We start from the raw sequence: 14,381 nt of genomic DNA on the forward strand, positions 1-14,381 counted from the left end.
AGTTGCTTAGTCCTCGAAGCGTCGGAAAATCAGGGTTCCGTTGGTACCACCGAATCCAAAGGAATTCGACAACGCCACGCGAACGTCTGCAGCGCGACTGGTGTGGGCAACCAGGTCGAGGTCACATCCCTCGTCCGGGTTATCCAGATTGATCGTGGGCGGAAGCACTCCGTCCTGGATGGCCAGCACCGAGAAAATGGCCTCCACGGCGCCGGCGGCACCCAACAGGTGACCGGTCATGGACTTGGTGCTGCTCATGGCCAGTTTGTCGGCATGACTGCCGAATACCTTCCTTACAGCCGCCACTTCCGCGACATCCCCCACCTGGGTGGAAGTGCCATGGGCATTGATGTAATCAACCTCTTCTGCCTTGAGACCGGCGTCCCGAAGGGCATTGGCCATGGAACGGGCCGCGCCCTCACCGTCCTCCGGGGGAGCCGTGATGTGGTGGGCGTCGTCACTCATACCGAAGCCAACCACTTCGCCGTAGATAGTGGCACCACGACGACGCGCATGTTCGAGATCCTCGAGCACAACTACGCCGGCGCCATCGCTCAGGACAAAACCGTCCCGATCCCGATCCCACGGACGACTGGCCTTTTCCGGCTCATCGTTACGGGTCGACAAGGCCCGGGCTGCGGAAAACGCCGCCATGCCGGTGCGGGTGGTAGCCATTTCGGAACCGCCGGCGAGCATAACGTCGGCATCGCCGTAGGCAATGGTGCGGGCGGCATAGCCGATGTTATGGGTGCCGGTGGTACAGGCAGTCACGATGGCAATATTGGGACCGCGGTAGCCGAAGCGGATCGCAGCGTTCCCGGAAATCATGTTGATGACCGAGGCCGGCACAAAGAACGGTGACACCTTCCGGGGCCCGGAATTATCCATGGTGATCACGCTCTTTTCGATGTACTCGAGGCCGCCAATCCCGGAACCAATGGCGATACCCACTCGCTCCCTGTCCAGTGCGTCGAACGACTCCAGACCGCTGTGGTCCACCGCCTGCTGGGCAGCAATCAGACCATAATGAATGAAAGCGTCGAGCTTTCTGGCGTCCTTGGCAGACAGGTAGGGCTCCATGTCGAGGTCCCGAACTGCCCCGCCAATGCGGGTGTTGTAGCCAGATGCGTCAAAACGGTCGATCATTCCGATCCCGCTGCGCCCCGCCTTCACCTCTTCCCAGGACGATGCCACATCGTTTCCAAGTGGAGACAGCATGCCCATGCCTGTAATGACAACTCGCCGTTTGGTCATAACCCCTTGCACCTGATCTTGTCCGTGTGTGTCTGAAGGAAGATTGAACCGGATTTCCGGGCAATAAAAAAGCCGTCCCTCGCTGTTTCACAAGGACGGCTTTTTGCCTGGCTTGCTTGAATGCAGAGTATCAGGTGTGCGCGACGATGTAGTCGATCGCGTCCTGAACACTCGTCAGCTTCTCGGCTTCCTCGTCCGGAATCTCGGTTTCAAATTCCTCTTCCAGTGCCATGACCAGCTCAACGGTGTCCAGTGAGTCAGCGCCAAGATCCTCTACAAAAGAAGATGAGTTCTGAACCTCGGACTCTTTAACGCCCAACTGTTCACAAACGATCTTCTTCACGCGCTCTTCAACTGTACTCATAATGTCCTCACTTTGTGTGTCAACCAAGCAACTTTCGTGCTGCCAGTTTAGTTTAAACCCTACCTGCAAACAAGCAGGGACTCTGTCAAACATGTTGTGCGACAAGGAGTTGCGCACAGCCCCCGCTTCGGGAGCTATCCCATGTACATCCCGCCGTTCACATTGATGGTTTCACCCGTCACGTAACCGGCTGCATCCGATGCCAGAAAAGCCACCACAGCGGCAACTTCTTCCGGCTCACCGAGACGACCCGCAGGTATGATTTCCAGCATAGCCTCACGCTGCTTGTCGTCCAGTTTTTTCGTCATATCCGTGTCGATAAAACCGGGCGCCACGCAGTTTGCGGTGATGCCCCGATTCGACATTTCCTTGGCAAGACTGCGCGTGAAGCCCTCGACACCGGCCTTGGCGGCGCAGTAGTTGCCCTGTCCGGGATTGCCCATACCGGCAACCACGGAACTGATATTGATGATCCGGCCCCACTTCGCCTTGGCCATGCCCCGCAGCACCGCCTTGCTGGTACGGTAGACGCTGGACAGGTTCGTTTCCAGAACCGTGGCCCAGTCGTCGTCTTTGAGACGCATCAACAGGTTATCCCGGGTGATACCTGCGTTGTTGACCAGAATCAGCGGCGCGCCGGATTTTTCCGTCAGTTCCTTCAGCCCGGCCTCGATACTCGCCGGATCGGCAACATCCATGACCATGCCGTAGCCTTTGAACCCGGCCGACTGCAGGTCGTTGGTAATGGTCTCGGCGCCTGCGGCGCTGGTGGCAGTGCCAATAACTTCGGCGCCCTGTTCGGCCAACGCCCGCGCAATGGCCTTGCCAATGCCGCGGGTAGCGCCTGTGACCAGAGCCGTTTTACCTTCCAGAGACATGAATCACTCCCTTTCGTTTCAGGACTGGCCAAAGGCGTCCAACGCCTTGGCCAGCGAATCCGGATCTTCGATGCTGTGTACCGCCAGAGAGCGGTCAATGCGCTTGACCAGTCCCGCCAGGACCTTGCCAGTTCCACATTCCACGGACACTTCCACGCCACTGTTGACGAGGGCTCGCACCGAATCGGTCCAGAGCACCGGAGAATAGAGTTGTTTCAGCAGGTTGGCCTTCAGTCTAGCCGATTCCGTCTCGGCTGCGGCGTTAACATTCTGTATAACCGGGATGACAGCGTCGTTAAAGCGAACCTCGTCCAGCGCCTTGGCCAGCTCCTCGGCTGCACCTTTCATCAGGGCGCAGTGGGAAGGCACGCTGACCGGAAGGGGCATGGCTTTACGGGCACCCTTCTCCTTGCAGGCCTCCACCGCGCGGTCGACAGCGGCCGCGGAGCCGGCGATAACAACCTGCCCGGGCGCATTGAAATTGACCGCCGACACCACGTCACCCTCGGACGACTGCTCACAGGCGGCAATCACATCGCCATCCTCTAGCCCCAGAATCGCGGCCATTTTGCCTTCGCCAGCCGGAACAGCGTCCTGCATCAGCTCGCCACGAAGGCGAACCAGCTTCACCGCCTCAACAAAATCCAGGCTCTCCGCAGCAACCAGGGCGCTGTACTCGCCAAGACTGTGACCGGCAACAAAATCCGGCTTGCCGCCGCCCGCCACAAACCATTGACGCCAGAGCGCGACGCTGGCTGTCAACAATGCAGGCTGGGTAACGGCGGTTTGGTTGAGTTCTTCGGCGGGGCCTTTCTGGCATACCTGCCAGAGATCGTACCCAAGCACGTTGGAGGCTTCACCGAAAGTACGGTCGATGATCGGCCAGGCTTCAGCGGCCGCCGAAAGCATGCCAACCGATTGTGACCCTTGTCCGGGAAAAATAAAGGCTGATTTCATAAGCGGAATCTTATCGTCATTGAGGGGTTTCGTGAGATTAGCCAATAGTACAAGTTAGGCCAATTATCCGCGAATGACTCGCAGAACCGCGACAGACTTTAGTCTCAGGGAAAGAATCAGAGCATGAGATCGTCAAGACGCTCATTGATGCGACGGGGGACTTCCAGTTCGACCTCCCGAACCGCCTGACGGATGGCCGACAGCATCGCCCGCTCGTTGGCGTTGCCATGGCTCTTGATCACCACACCCTGGAGACCCAGAAGACTGGCGCCGTTGTGGCGTGAAGGGTCCATCAATTGCAGGAGCCGGCCTATGATCGGCCTGGCCAGCAGGCCCACCAGTCGGCCGTAAAGATTGCGGGTGAACGCCTGTTCCATCAATTCAATCAGCAGGCCGGCGACACCCTCACCGGTTTTCAGCGCAATGTTGCCAACGAAACCGTCGCACACCACCACGTCGGCCACATCCCGGAAGAGATCGCTGCCTTCTACATAGCCGATATAGTTGATGGAGTCGCACTGCGCGAGCATGTGCGAGGCCAGCCGAACCTGTTCATTGCCCTTTATCTCTTCTTCGCCCACGTTCAGCAAAGCAACGCGGGGCTCAGCCTGTCGGCAGATCGCCGACGCCATCAGCGACCCCATCAGAGCATACTGGTAGAGATTCTCGGCCGTGGAATCCACGTTGGCGCCGAGATCCAGAACATGGCAACGCCCTCTGAGCGAAGGAATCAGCTTGGCAATGGCCGGCCGCTCGATGCCCGGATACATCCGTATCAGGCTGCGACCAAAGGCCATCAGAGCGCCCGTGTTTCCGGCGCTGACACACCCCTGGGCTTCGCCATCCCGAACGAGCGCCAGAGCGATGGCCATGGAGGAATTCTTTTTGTGTCGGAGGGCGTGGGAGGGGCGCTCGTTCATGCGAACCACGTCCGCTGCTTCCACAATACGGATTCTCGCGTGCCCCTCACGCAACAAAGCCTCAAGCTCACTCCGGATACCCACCAGAATGATGCTCAAGGCTTCGTTTTCGCGCACCGCCTGAAGCGATGCCGCAACCACCACGGCCGCCCCGCGGTCGCCACTCATGGCGTCAATCGCGATGGTGACGGGTTTCACCGTTCTGCCATCTGATTCCGGGCGACTCATATCGGCAACGAGCTTACTCGTCGCGCGCTTCGATTACCTGCTTGCCACGGTAGAAACCGTCCGGAGACACGTGGTGACGGCGATGAACTTCACCGGTAGTTGCGTCAGTGCTCAGAGCAGCAGCGCTCAGTGCATCGTGTGAACGGCGCATGCCACGCTTGGAACGGGTCTTGCGATTTTGCTGTACAGCCATGGTTATGCTCCTGACCTGTTGTCGTAAACGTTGTGCCACCCGGAGGGCGGCCTGTATTCCTGGATTCGATGCCTGCCTTGAACCGGGGCAGACCTCTTCCTAATGCTTCGTCTTTTTCAGATCCGCCAGAACGCTAAACGGATTGTCGCCGGATTTCCTCGCTGGCGCAGCGGCCTCGCCTTTCGGCTCAAGGGTCTCCAGCGCCTCCCTTGCGGGACAATCACTCCGCTCATGAAGCGGAAACGCCGGCAACACCAGCAGCAGTTCGTCTTCGACCATCGACCAGAGATCGGCACTGAAATCTTCGGTCAGAAACGGCTCCAGCTCTTTAGGCAACTGCTGCGCCTGTTCGTCGCTGGTCACAAGACCAAGCACGAAACTGGAACTCAGCATCGCTTCCATGGGTCCCAGGCATCGCTGGCACTCCAGCTGCACCGGGGCCTCCAGCTCGCCCTTCACCATCCGGCGACGCTCTCCGTCCATCGTGAACGAGAGTCTTACCCGGCACTGGGCACCTTCCGGTAGTCCGAGAACCGCTTCGCGGAAACGGCCAAGCCCGCTGAGGGGAACCATTCCCTCCAGTGTGCTGTTATTTTCCGCCAACCTGTAAGGATCAACAGATTTGGGCAGCTCGGCGAGTGACGCGTTTGACATAGGCGCGCAATTTTAGGGGCGCAGCCCTCGGCTGTCAAAGACTTCGTTGCTTTTTGGCGGGGCTTTCCAGACAGATAGGTGTAATTTACGATAACACCCGCAAATGTTTGCCAACACCGCCATCAAAAGGAACCCGCGCCATGCGTCCCAAGCCACTCCTGCTGGCCTCGTCCTCTCCTTACCGGCGGGCTCTGTTACAACGGCTGGAACTTCCATTCACCAGTGCCAGCCCGAACGCTGACGAGACCCCGCTGGACGGCGAAACCGGAGAAGCGCTGGCTCGGCGACTGGCTGAATCCAAGGCTCGGGCACTGGCAGACCGCTTTCCCGGACACTGGATCATCGGGTCGGATCAGGTCGCCTGCCTGCCGGACGGCACAATACTCACCAAACCGGGCAACCATGAACGGGCGGCGGAACAGCTCCGCCTGAGCAGCGGGCATCCGGTGCTGTTCCTGACTGGCCTTGCCCTGCTGGACGCCGATTCGGGAAAGCTCGAGCGCCTTTGCGAACCCTACCAGGTAAGATTCCGGGACCTATCCGACAGGGAAATCGAGGCCTACCTGGCGCGGGAACAACCTTACGACTGCGCCGGAAGCTTCAAGATGGAGGGACTGGGCATCACCCTGTTCGACGCCCTTGAAGGCCGTGACCCCAATTCCCTGATCGGGCTGCCCCTCATCGCCCTGAATGAAATGCTTTGCCGCTGGGGCCGGAACCCTCTGCTCGAAGACCGGCCAGCGGAAAATACCCGTTAGCGAAGCTCCAGGCGAGACTCGACCATCTGACTGGCAAAACCTTCACCAAAAGCCACGCCCAGTTGATCGACGATGTCCTGGAAGGGAGACTTGCGACGGCTGTAGTCAACCAACTCTTCCTGACCGATGATCTGGCGGGCCACATGTGATGCGCTGCCGAGGCCGTCAACCAGACCAAGCTCCACCGCCTGCTCACCACTCCATACCAGACCGCTGAACAGACGCTCATCATCGGCCAGCCGATCGCCCCGGCCCTGCTTCACTGCCTCGATAAACTGCTCATGAGTACTTTCCAGAACGCTTTCCCAGAACTGCACCTCGTCTTCGTTGACCGGTGAGAAAGGATCCAGGAACGCCTTGTTCTCCCCGGCGGTGTACAGGCGACGATCCACACCCACCTTATCCATCACACCGGTAAATCCAAAGCCACCCGAGACCACACCAATGGAACCCACCAGACTGGCCCGATTCGCGTAGATCTCATCGGCCGCAGCGGCAATATAGTAGGCGCCAGAGGCTCCGATGTCTGAAATGACCGCATACACCTTTTTGTCGGGATACTCTTCGCGCAGGCGCTTTATCTCGTCATAGACATATCCCGACTGTACCGGACTGCCGCCGGGACTGTTGATCCGCAGAATCACAGCCACCGACTGCTCCTCCTCGAAGGCGCTGCGCAGGGAGCCGACTATATTGTCGGCGCTGGCCAACTCATCGGCGGCGATGGTGCCGTTGATTTCTACCAGGGCGGTGTGTTTACCGGTGACCGCATCCATGGATTCGCCCAGGGGAAACCGCAGCATGAACAGCAGCGCGAACAGGTACCCGAAGGTCAGCAGCTTGAAAAAGATCCCCCAACGACGACTGCGACGCTGCTCGGCCTGCAGCGACATCACCAGTTTTTCAATCAGCCGCCAGTCGCGGCCGGACTCCGGCGGCAGGTTCGGCGACTTGCGCCCGAACAGCGGCTTGCTTTCCTTCTCATTTCCCGGTTCGACAGGCTTGTCGCCCCAGTCTGCGGGCTTGTCCGATTCCCAGTCACTCATGCGTGCATCCTGTTAACAACACTCTACCCTTAACAACCGTCGACCCGGCGGCCAGCCGTCTGACGACAAGGCAATCTCAAAGCCCCAGCACTTTCCGCAGTTCGGGTACCGATTCGACGATGGCATGAGGATCGTAGTCGCCGAGCACATCGCGCTTGTGGACACCCCACTCAACACCAATGGAGGGCATGCCAATGCGCTTCGCCATCTCCAGGTCGTAGCGGGTATCACCGATCATCACAGCATCCTCAGGCTCAATCCCATAGAACTGCAGGATCTCCCTGAGCATGGTCGGATCGGGCTTGGAGCGGGTTTCATCCGCGCACCGGGTGATCTCGAAATGTCCCCCCAAACCGCTGGACACCAGCGCCGAATCCAACCCGCGGCGACTCTTGCCGGTGGCTACCGAGCATTGCCGGCCCGCGTTACGGAGATCTGCAACCACGTCTGCCATGCCCTCGAAGACGTTCTGCGGCGTGGTCACCTTCTTGAAGAAATAGCCAGCGTAGCCTTCGCGGATCCGGTTCATCTCCTCCCGACTGATCCCCGGATACAACTTCTCCAGCGCCTCCACCATGCCAAGGCCAATAATGTCACGGTATGCCTCCCGCTCGAGCGCCGGATACCCCAGGTCGGTCGCCGCCTGGTGCAGGCTATCGGCGATGTGCTCGACCGAATCCACCAGGGTCCCGTCCCAGTCAAAAATTACCACTCTGACGTTCATGATCTGGTTCCTTTCGAGCGCGCCTCGAGCTTCTCAAGCACGCTATTGAATGCTTCGTCGTAGGGCGCCTCCAGCCGCATAGGCTCGCCCGACACCGGCAATGTGAATTCAAGGACGCGGGCATGCAACATCAGGCGCTGCCCACCTACCGCCCGGAATGCCTTGAGGCTGACATCATCCATATACTTGTCGTCGCCCGCAATCGGATGACCCACCTGGGCACTGTGCACACGGATCTGGTGGGTACGCCCGGTAATCGGCGAGGCCTCCACCAGACTGTAGCCCTGGTAGCGGGCCAGACAGCGAAAAGTGGTCAGGGACGGCTTGCCGGCGTCGTCGACCCGTACCCTGCGTTCACCGTTCGGCATTTCATAGCGGAGCAGCGGCGCCTCCACCCGGTCCACTCCATCGGGCCAGCCCCCGGACACCAGCGCATGATAGACCTTGCGAATGTGCTTGCGGCGCAGCTCATCCTGCAGGAAGCGCAGGGCCGAGCGCTTCTTGGCGACCATCACCAACCCCGAGGTGTCACGGTCAAGACGGTGCACCAGTTCAAGGAACCTGGCCGATGGCCGGGCCGAGCGCAGCACTTCGATGAGCCCGAAGTTCAAGCCGCTACCACCATGCACCGCGATACCGGAGGGCTTGTTCACCACCAGCATCTGATCGTTCTCGAACACCACGGCAGCTTCCATCACCCCCTGCACGCGGGACCCAGGCGCCACGGTTTCCGGCTTCTGCTTTCGGGTCACCGGCGGAATCCGTACCTGATCCCCTGCCTTCAGGCGCGTATCAGGCCGGACCCGCCCCTTGTTGACGCGAACCTCTCCCTTGCGGACCACCCGGTAGATAATGCTTTTGGGCACACCTCGCAACTGGGCCAGCAGAAAGTTATCCAGGCGCTGCCCCTCGTTGTCTTCGTCAACCGTGACCCACTGAACGCCCTGACGAACCTCCCCGCCTTGAACAGGAGCGCCGGCCCCCTTCGACCGGGAAGTGCCGGAGGACTTATCAGCGCCGGATGTCGGCGAGTTCGGGCGCCTGGATTTGGGGGACATGCTTAACCTTAAGTGGCGATTTGAATACAGGATTGAACGGCTGCCTGAATACTGTTATATTCCGGCGTGCTCTGCCGTTTGTCTACGGCCTGACCAACTCACGTCAGAAGCCGGAGCGGCAGAAGTATACCGACACTATTCGAGAGTTTGAACGCCGAGCACCCAATCACTACCGGGAACGGCGAGAGAAGAACTCCCGGAGGACCAGGCCAGATCCCTGAAAGACTGCTGCCTGTACCCGGGAGATGGAAAACACGCGGAAAACCGCGGGCGACATCGCGAAGAATCATTGCCACCCAGGGCCGGGCCGTCCAGCATACGAATACGACGTGAGACCCAGGCACCTGAGTGAACCTGACATCGGATAACATGCGTCAACAGACACGAACCTTACACGACCTCTCCCTGCCTACAGGCAGCCGGACCGTCGGCGTTGGTCTCAGACCGAAAGGATCAATCCCCGAAAGGGTCTGATTCGTCTGGCCGCCGGTCCGCCCCTGATGTGACGGGGCCCGCGGCACGCACATTCCGCTTCGCTGGTGCGAACCCCTCCGGTTTTCTGTCAATTTAAACGACAGGAACGATTTCTTTCCATGAAGAGAATGCTCATCAATGCAACTCACCCCGAGGAGTTGCGCGTTGCCCTGGTCGATGGCCAGCGTCTGTTCGACCTTGATATAGAATCCAGCTCCCGCGAGCAGAAGAAAGCAAACATCTATAAAGGCCGCATTACCCGCGTCGAGCCCAGCCTGGAAGCCGCCTTTGTTGATTTTGGCGCCGAGCGCCATGGCTTCCTGCCGCTCAAGGAAATCTCCAAGGAGTACTTCAAGAAATCCCCCGGCCAGATTGAAGGCAAGATCAACATCAAGGATGTGGTCTCCGAAGGCCAGGAAGTAATCATCCAGGTCGACAAGGAAGAGCGTGGCAACAAGGGCGCCGCCCTGACCACGTTCATTTCTCTGGCCGGCCGTTATCTGGTGCTGATGCCCAACAACCCGCGGGCCGGCGGCATCTCGCGCCGTATTGAAGGTGACGAACGGTCCCAGCTGAAAGAAGCCATGAACGATGTCCAGGTGCCGAAATCCATGGGCATCATCGTGCGCACTGCAGGCATCGGCCGTACCACCGAAGAACTGCAATGGGATCTCGACTACCTGGTGCAGTTCTGGGAAGCCATTACCCAGGCCGCCGGTGAGCGCAAGGCCCCGTTCCTGATCCACCAGGAAAGCAACGTTATCATCCGTGCCGTACGCGACTACCTGCGTCAGGACATCGGCGAAGTACTGATCGACGCCAACGGCGTGTACGAAGACGTTCTGAATTTTGTTCGTGCGGTCATGCCGACCTTCGAGAACAAGATCAAGCTCTACAAGGACGAGATTCCGCTGTTCAGCCGCTACCAGATCGAAGGCCAGATCGAAACCGCCTTCCAGCGGGAAGTGAAACTGCCTTCCGGCGGCTCCATCGTGATCGATCCCACTGAGGCCCTGGTTTCCATCGACATCAACTCCTCCCGGGCCACCAAGGGCCAGGACATCGAGGAAACCGCCCTTCAGACCAACCTGGAAGCCGCGGAAGAGATCGCCCGCCAGCTGCGCCTTCGGGATATGGGCGGCCTGATCGTGATCGACTTCATCGACATGACCCCGGCCAAGCACCAGCGTGAAGTGGAACAGAAGATGCGCGAAGCGCTGGAAATCGACCGGGCACGGGTCCAGGTTGGCAAGATCTCCCGCTTCGGCCTGCTGGAAATGTCCCGCCAGCGCCTGCGCCCGTCCCTGGGCGAGACCCGTAGCGAGGTGTGCCCCCGTTGTGAAGGCCAGGGCACCATCCGTGGCATTGAATCCCTGGCGCTGAGCATCATGCGCCTGATCTACGAAGAATCCTCGAAAGACAAGACCGGCGAGGTCCGGGCCGTGGTGCCTGTGTCCGTGGCCACCTTCCTGCTCAACGAAAAGCGCAAGCAGCTGGCCGACATTGAGGCCAGCCAGGAAGTGAACATTGTGGTGGTTCCTGTTCCGCACATGGAAACGCCGCACTTCGAAATCATCCGGATGCGCCAGGACGAAACCACGCCCGAGCACATCTCCAGCCACCAGGTCGCCCAGGAATACAGCGAGCGCGAAGAGGAAATCTTCGAGGCACCACCGGCGGAGAAACCGGTTCGTGAACAGGCGGCCGTAAAGGCCATCCGCCCGACCGCACCGGCTCCGGTACCCGCCGCTACCAAGGCCGAGGAAACAGCAGAGCAGGAAGAAGGCCTGTTCCGCCGGCTCGGGCGCAAGATTGCCGGATTCTTCAACGGCGAAGAGCAGACCCAGGGAGAAAAGCAGGACCAGGGCCGCAACCAGCGCGACGAGCGCCGTAACCAGGGCCGCCAGGACCGTCGTAAGTCCCGGGTTGCCCGTGGCGACGACCAGCGCTCCGGCGGCAACCGCAGTGGTAACGACCGTCGCCAGGGTGGCCAGCAGGGCCGCGGCGACGACAACCGCAACCGCGGGCGCGGTCGCAACGACGACCAGAACCGCGGCAACCAGAATCGCCAGGGATCTGATAACAAGAGCTCTGATAACAAGGGTTCGGACAACCGTAATGACGGTAAAGGCGGCGACAACAAAGGCTCTGAAAACCGCCGCGACAATCGTCGCGACAACCAGGGCCGTGGTCGTAACAAGCCGCCCAGGGACCAGAAAGACAACCGCGAGCAAAAGGACCAGGCCCAGCAGGACAGCGCTGCGAAATCCGGCGCCGCCGACAAGTCTGGCTCCGACGACAAGCGCCGCAAGCCCCGTCGTCAGCGTAACCGCGATGGTTCCCCTTCTGAAGCTCCGGCGTCCACTCCGGCCGACCGCAAGGCGGCTCGCAGCGAGAAGCACCAGAAGGACACCCAACCCGAGAACGGTCGTGACGCCAGCAAACAGGAACTGAAGAACGAGCCGTCACAGCAGGTGGCCGCCGAGAAGGCGCCGGAAAAGGTCGAAGCCAAGGCGGAGCAGCCTCAGAAAGAGAGTGCCACCTCCGGCAACAAGCCTGAGCCCAAGGCTGAAAAGACCGAGAAGCCTGAACCCAAGCGCCAGGAAACCACCGAGTCGTCAACACCCAAGACCGACGAGAAGGCCGCCGAAGCCAAGGGCCAGTCCGCCGAAAAAGCACCGGCGAAAGACAAAGAGCCGTCAGCTCAGGTAGAGCCTTCAACTGGTAAAGAACCTTCAGCCGCTAAAGAACCTTCAGCTGATAAAGCACCTTCGGCCGAGCAGAAGCCGGCGAGCGATCGTCAGCCGTCAGAAGAGAAAAAGCCGTCTGCAGACAAAAAGCCTGCAGTAGAGCAAGAGCCTTCGGCGGATAAAGGACCTTCAGCTGGCAAGGAGCCCTCAGACGGTAAAGAGCCATCAGCGAGTAAAGAGCCCTCAGCTGGTAAAGAGCCGTCAGCCGGCAAAGAGCCGTCAGCGGAGAAACAGCCGTCGTCAGGCAAGGAAGCCGCTCCGGCCAAAACCCCGGCTGAGGCTGCAAAGCCATCTTCGCAGCCTGCATCTGCTGCCGAGCAGCAACCCGCCAAGACCGAGAGCCCTGCCAGGCCGGCGGTAGAGGCACCCAAAGCGACGCAGGCTGAGCCGGCGAAAGCCAGCAAGGCTTCTGAGCCTGAAAAAGCCGCCGAGCCCAAAGCCGAATCGTCGAAGGCTGCGGAATCCAAGGCTCCGGAAGCACCGGCTGCTGACGTACCTGTCACGCCGGGAAGGGCCTACAACGACCCGCGTGAAGTGCGCAAGCGCCAGAGAGCGGCGGAAGAAGCCAAAAAGGCCGGGAGCAACTGACCGATGTTATCGAACGCCGACATTGAAGCGCTGGAAGACATTCTGTTCGCCGAGCCATGGGGCGATGACGCCCTGGACTTCTTCGGCTTCCACGGGGTTGTCTGCGCCAGCGTGGTCGGCCCCACAGAACTGGGTGCCGAGGAGATCTTCCGGTTGGCAACGGGGACAGACAATGTCCCCGACGCCGGCATCCCGGAGGTTTTCCAGCGTTGTGCCGAGCAACTGGCCCGGGATATGGCTCACGCCCTGGACATGGGCCAAACGCTTGAACTCCCGGAGCCAGAGGACGGTGACCCGATGAACGCGCTGGAAAACTGGTGCGCAGGCTTTGTGGACACCTTTCTCGCGCATGAGGAAGAATGGCTCGAGGCTGCCAGCGAGGAAGAGGCCGCGGATCTGATGGTACCCATGCTGACGCTGTCAGGGTTATTTGACGACGAGGACTTCCAGAAGGTACGCAATAGCGACAAGCTTTCCCGGCAGATGGCTGACGCTATCCCGGACTCACTGACCGACCTTTACCTGCTCTTCCACGCGCCGGACTAAGCCGTCGCCGCTGTCTGAACAGGCTGCCTGAAACTCTGCCAGACCGGCGCAAGCCCGTCTGGCATTTTCATGATACGCCCCAGTTCGCACCAGGGCGCTCCCGGAAAGTGAAAATCGCTACCCTGGGACGCCAGCAGTTGTTCTTTCCGGCATAACTCCGCAAGGAAACCAAGGTCTCCGCTCGACTGGCCGGAGGTGGACACCTCCAGTGCTCGCCCCCCTGCCCTTCGAAAATCGGCGGTTAGTTCCCGGAGTTTGGTCGCCGTCAGCTGGTATTTGCGCGGGTGAGCAAGCACCGCGATTCCACCGGCAGCGTTGATCCAGTTAACGACTTCCGACAAATCCGGCCAATAGGCTTTTACATCCCCCGCCTTGCCCGTCCCCAGATAGCGTTTGAAGGCCTGAGCCGCGTTACGCACCACGCCCCGCTCCACCAGAACCTCGGCAAAGTGGGGTCGCCCGGGGACATCGCCCCCGGCCCTGACGGTCGCGCGATCAAGAAGGTCCGGCACCGCCAGCTTTTCCAGCCGGGAGGCGATCATCCGAGCCCGGGCCCAGCGATTGTCGTTCTGCTGCTCAAGCGCCGCCAGTAGCCCGGGGTCGGCCGGGTCAAAGTCGAGCCCGACGATGTGAATCGTGCGGCTCTTCCAGAGGCAGGATAACTCCGTCCCCGGAATGAGCTGGATATCATGTGTCCGGGCGGCAGTAGCCGCTTCGGACAGCCCGCTGATGGTGTCGTGATCGGTCAGCGCCAGGTGGGTCACACCTTTTTCGGCCGCGCGAGCCACCAGCGCGGCCGGCGAGAGTGCACCGTCCGATGCGGTGCTGTGGCAATGCAGATCAATGCACAAAACCCGGTCTTGCGGTATAGTCACGTGACATCCTGAATCAGTGGCGTATCGATGAAGTAGCCTGCCCTTGCAGTCTACCAGCCATATCTTCACCGCACGACCGCTGATCGATTCCTCGTAGCTTTGACAGAATGTCTT

General features: G+C 60.1%; 14 protein-coding genes. 3 read left to right on the forward strand and 11 right to left on the reverse strand.

From position 1 onward, the window contains the following. Window positions 1-6 precede the first annotated feature (6 nt). The 7 genes from fabF to ACFC20_RS13670 all read right to left on the reverse strand — a co-directional run bounded on the left by fabF (window position 7) and on the right by ACFC20_RS13670 (window position 5,448). On the reverse strand, window positions 7-1,254 hold the full coding sequence (gene fabF, locus ACFC20_RS13640) for a beta-ketoacyl-ACP synthase II (RefSeq protein WP_375193495.1): 1,248 nt from the start codon (window positions 1,252-1,254) through the stop codon (window positions 7-9). Between the two features lie 130 nt (window positions 1,255-1,384). After that, window positions 1,385-1,618: an acyl carrier protein gene (gene acpP, locus ACFC20_RS13645; protein ID WP_008174976.1), complete on the reverse strand. Its 234-nt coding sequence runs from the start codon at window positions 1,616-1,618 to the stop codon at window positions 1,385-1,387. Between the two features lie 134 nt (window positions 1,619-1,752). Then, entirely contained in the window at window positions 1,753-2,496 is a 744-nt protein-coding gene (gene fabG, locus ACFC20_RS13650; RefSeq protein ID WP_375193496.1) for a 3-oxoacyl-ACP reductase FabG, read from the reverse strand. 18 nt (window positions 2,497-2,514) lie between these two features. Then, window positions 2,515-3,453: an ACP S-malonyltransferase gene (fabD, locus tag ACFC20_RS13655; RefSeq protein WP_375193497.1), complete on the reverse strand. Its 939-nt coding sequence runs from the start codon at window positions 3,451-3,453 to the stop codon at window positions 2,515-2,517. A 116-nt stretch (window positions 3,454-3,569) separates the two neighbouring features. After that, a complete protein-coding gene (gene plsX / locus ACFC20_RS13660; RefSeq protein WP_375193498.1) occupies window positions 3,570-4,571 on the reverse strand; it encodes a phosphate acyltransferase PlsX in 1,002 nt (333 codons plus the stop codon). 43 nt (window positions 4,572-4,614) lie between these two features. Continuing rightward, complete coding sequence (gene rpmF, locus ACFC20_RS13665; protein ID WP_008174968.1) at window positions 4,615-4,794, reverse strand: 50S ribosomal protein L32; 180 nt, start codon at window positions 4,792-4,794, stop codon at window positions 4,615-4,617. Window positions 4,795-4,893: 99 nt separating this feature from the next. Then, complete coding sequence (locus ACFC20_RS13670) at window positions 4,894-5,448, reverse strand: YceD family protein (RefSeq protein WP_375193499.1); 555 nt, start codon at window positions 5,446-5,448, stop codon at window positions 4,894-4,896. A gap of 140 nt (window positions 5,449-5,588) precedes the next feature. Between ACFC20_RS13670 and ACFC20_RS13675 the strand changes: the two genes are divergently transcribed. Beyond that, window positions 5,589-6,206, forward strand: a complete 618-nt coding sequence (locus ACFC20_RS13675; RefSeq protein WP_375193500.1) for a Maf family protein — start codon at window positions 5,589-5,591, stop codon at window positions 6,204-6,206. Here ACFC20_RS13675 and ACFC20_RS13680 read toward each other — a convergent pair. From ACFC20_RS13680 to rluC, 3 genes are all read right to left on the reverse strand, one after another. After that, entirely contained in the window at window positions 6,203-7,252 is a 1,050-nt protein-coding gene (locus ACFC20_RS13680) for a S49 family peptidase (protein WP_375193501.1), read from the reverse strand. The genes ACFC20_RS13675 and ACFC20_RS13680 overlap by 4 nt on opposite strands. Window positions 7,253-7,328: 76 nt before the next feature. After that, window positions 7,329-7,976, reverse strand: coding sequence for an HAD family hydrolase (locus tag ACFC20_RS13685; protein WP_375193502.1), 648 nt, complete (start codon window positions 7,974-7,976; stop codon window positions 7,329-7,331). After that, window positions 7,973-9,034: a 23S rRNA pseudouridine(955/2504/2580) synthase RluC gene (gene rluC, locus ACFC20_RS13690; RefSeq protein WP_375193503.1), complete on the reverse strand. Its 1,062-nt coding sequence runs from the start codon at window positions 9,032-9,034 to the stop codon at window positions 7,973-7,975. Before rluC ends, ACFC20_RS13685 begins: the two co-directional genes overlap by 4 nt. Before the next feature lie 593 nt (window positions 9,035-9,627). Here rluC and rne point away from each other — a divergent pair. Beyond that, window positions 9,628-12,846, forward strand: a complete 3,219-nt coding sequence (gene rne, locus ACFC20_RS13695) for a ribonuclease E (protein WP_375193504.1) — start codon at window positions 9,628-9,630, stop codon at window positions 12,844-12,846. A 3-nt stretch (window positions 12,847-12,849) separates the two neighbouring features. Beyond that, complete coding sequence (locus ACFC20_RS13700) at window positions 12,850-13,392, forward strand: YecA family protein (RefSeq protein ID WP_375193505.1); 543 nt, start codon at window positions 12,850-12,852, stop codon at window positions 13,390-13,392. On the opposite strand, the gene ACFC20_RS13705 is transcribed toward ACFC20_RS13700, so the two are convergent. Next, complete coding sequence (locus ACFC20_RS13705; protein ID WP_375193506.1) at window positions 13,389-14,267, reverse strand: PHP domain-containing protein; 879 nt, start codon at window positions 14,265-14,267, stop codon at window positions 13,389-13,391. The two genes, ACFC20_RS13700 and ACFC20_RS13705, sit on opposite strands and share 4 nt — an antisense overlap. Window positions 14,268-14,381 lie beyond the last annotated feature (114 nt).

The sequence above is a fragment of the Marinobacter sp. genome, from assembly GCF_041984545.1.
In the GTDB taxonomy this organism is placed as follows: Bacteria; Pseudomonadota; Gammaproteobacteria; order Pseudomonadales; family Oleiphilaceae; genus Marinobacter.

What these genes read in the sequence shown, in the direction of transcription:
- fabF (WP_375193495.1), bottom strand. Translation starts at nt 1,254, where the DNA reads ATGACCAAACGGCGAGTTGTCATTACAGGCATGGGCATGCTGTCTCCA.
- acpP (WP_008174976.1), bottom strand. Translation starts at nt 1,618, where the DNA reads ATGAGTACAGTTGAAGAGCGCGTGAAGAAGATCGTTTGTGAACAGTTG.
- fabG (WP_375193496.1), bottom strand. Translation starts at nt 2,496, where the DNA reads ATGTCTCTGGAAGGTAAAACGGCTCTGGTCACAGGCGCTACCCGCGGC.
- fabD (WP_375193497.1), bottom strand. Translation starts at nt 3,453, where the DNA reads ATGAAATCAGCCTTTATTTTTCCCGGACAAGGGTCACAATCGGTTGGC.
- rpmF (WP_008174968.1), bottom strand. Translation starts at nt 4,794, where the DNA reads ATGGCTGTACAGCAAAATCGCAAGACCCGTTCCAAGCGTGGCATGCGC.
- ACFC20_RS13670 (WP_375193499.1), bottom strand. Translation starts at nt 5,448, where the DNA reads ATGTCAAACGCGTCACTCGCCGAGCTGCCCAAATCTGTTGATCCTTAC.
- ACFC20_RS13675 (WP_375193500.1), top strand. Translation starts at nt 5,589, where the DNA reads ATGCGTCCCAAGCCACTCCTGCTGGCCTCGTCCTCTCCTTACCGGCGG.
- ACFC20_RS13680 (WP_375193501.1), bottom strand. Translation starts at nt 7,252, where the DNA reads ATGAGTGACTGGGAATCGGACAAGCCCGCAGACTGGGGCGACAAGCCT.
- ACFC20_RS13685 (WP_375193502.1), bottom strand. Translation starts at nt 7,976, where the DNA reads ATGAACGTCAGAGTGGTAATTTTTGACTGGGACGGGACCCTGGTGGAT.
- rluC (WP_375193503.1), bottom strand. Translation starts at nt 9,034, where the DNA reads ATGTCCCCCAAATCCAGGCGCCCGAACTCGCCGACATCCGGCGCTGAT.
- rne (WP_375193504.1), top strand. Translation starts at nt 9,628, where the DNA reads ATGAAGAGAATGCTCATCAATGCAACTCACCCCGAGGAGTTGCGCGTT.
- ACFC20_RS13700 (WP_375193505.1), top strand. Translation starts at nt 12,850, where the DNA reads ATGTTATCGAACGCCGACATTGAAGCGCTGGAAGACATTCTGTTCGCC.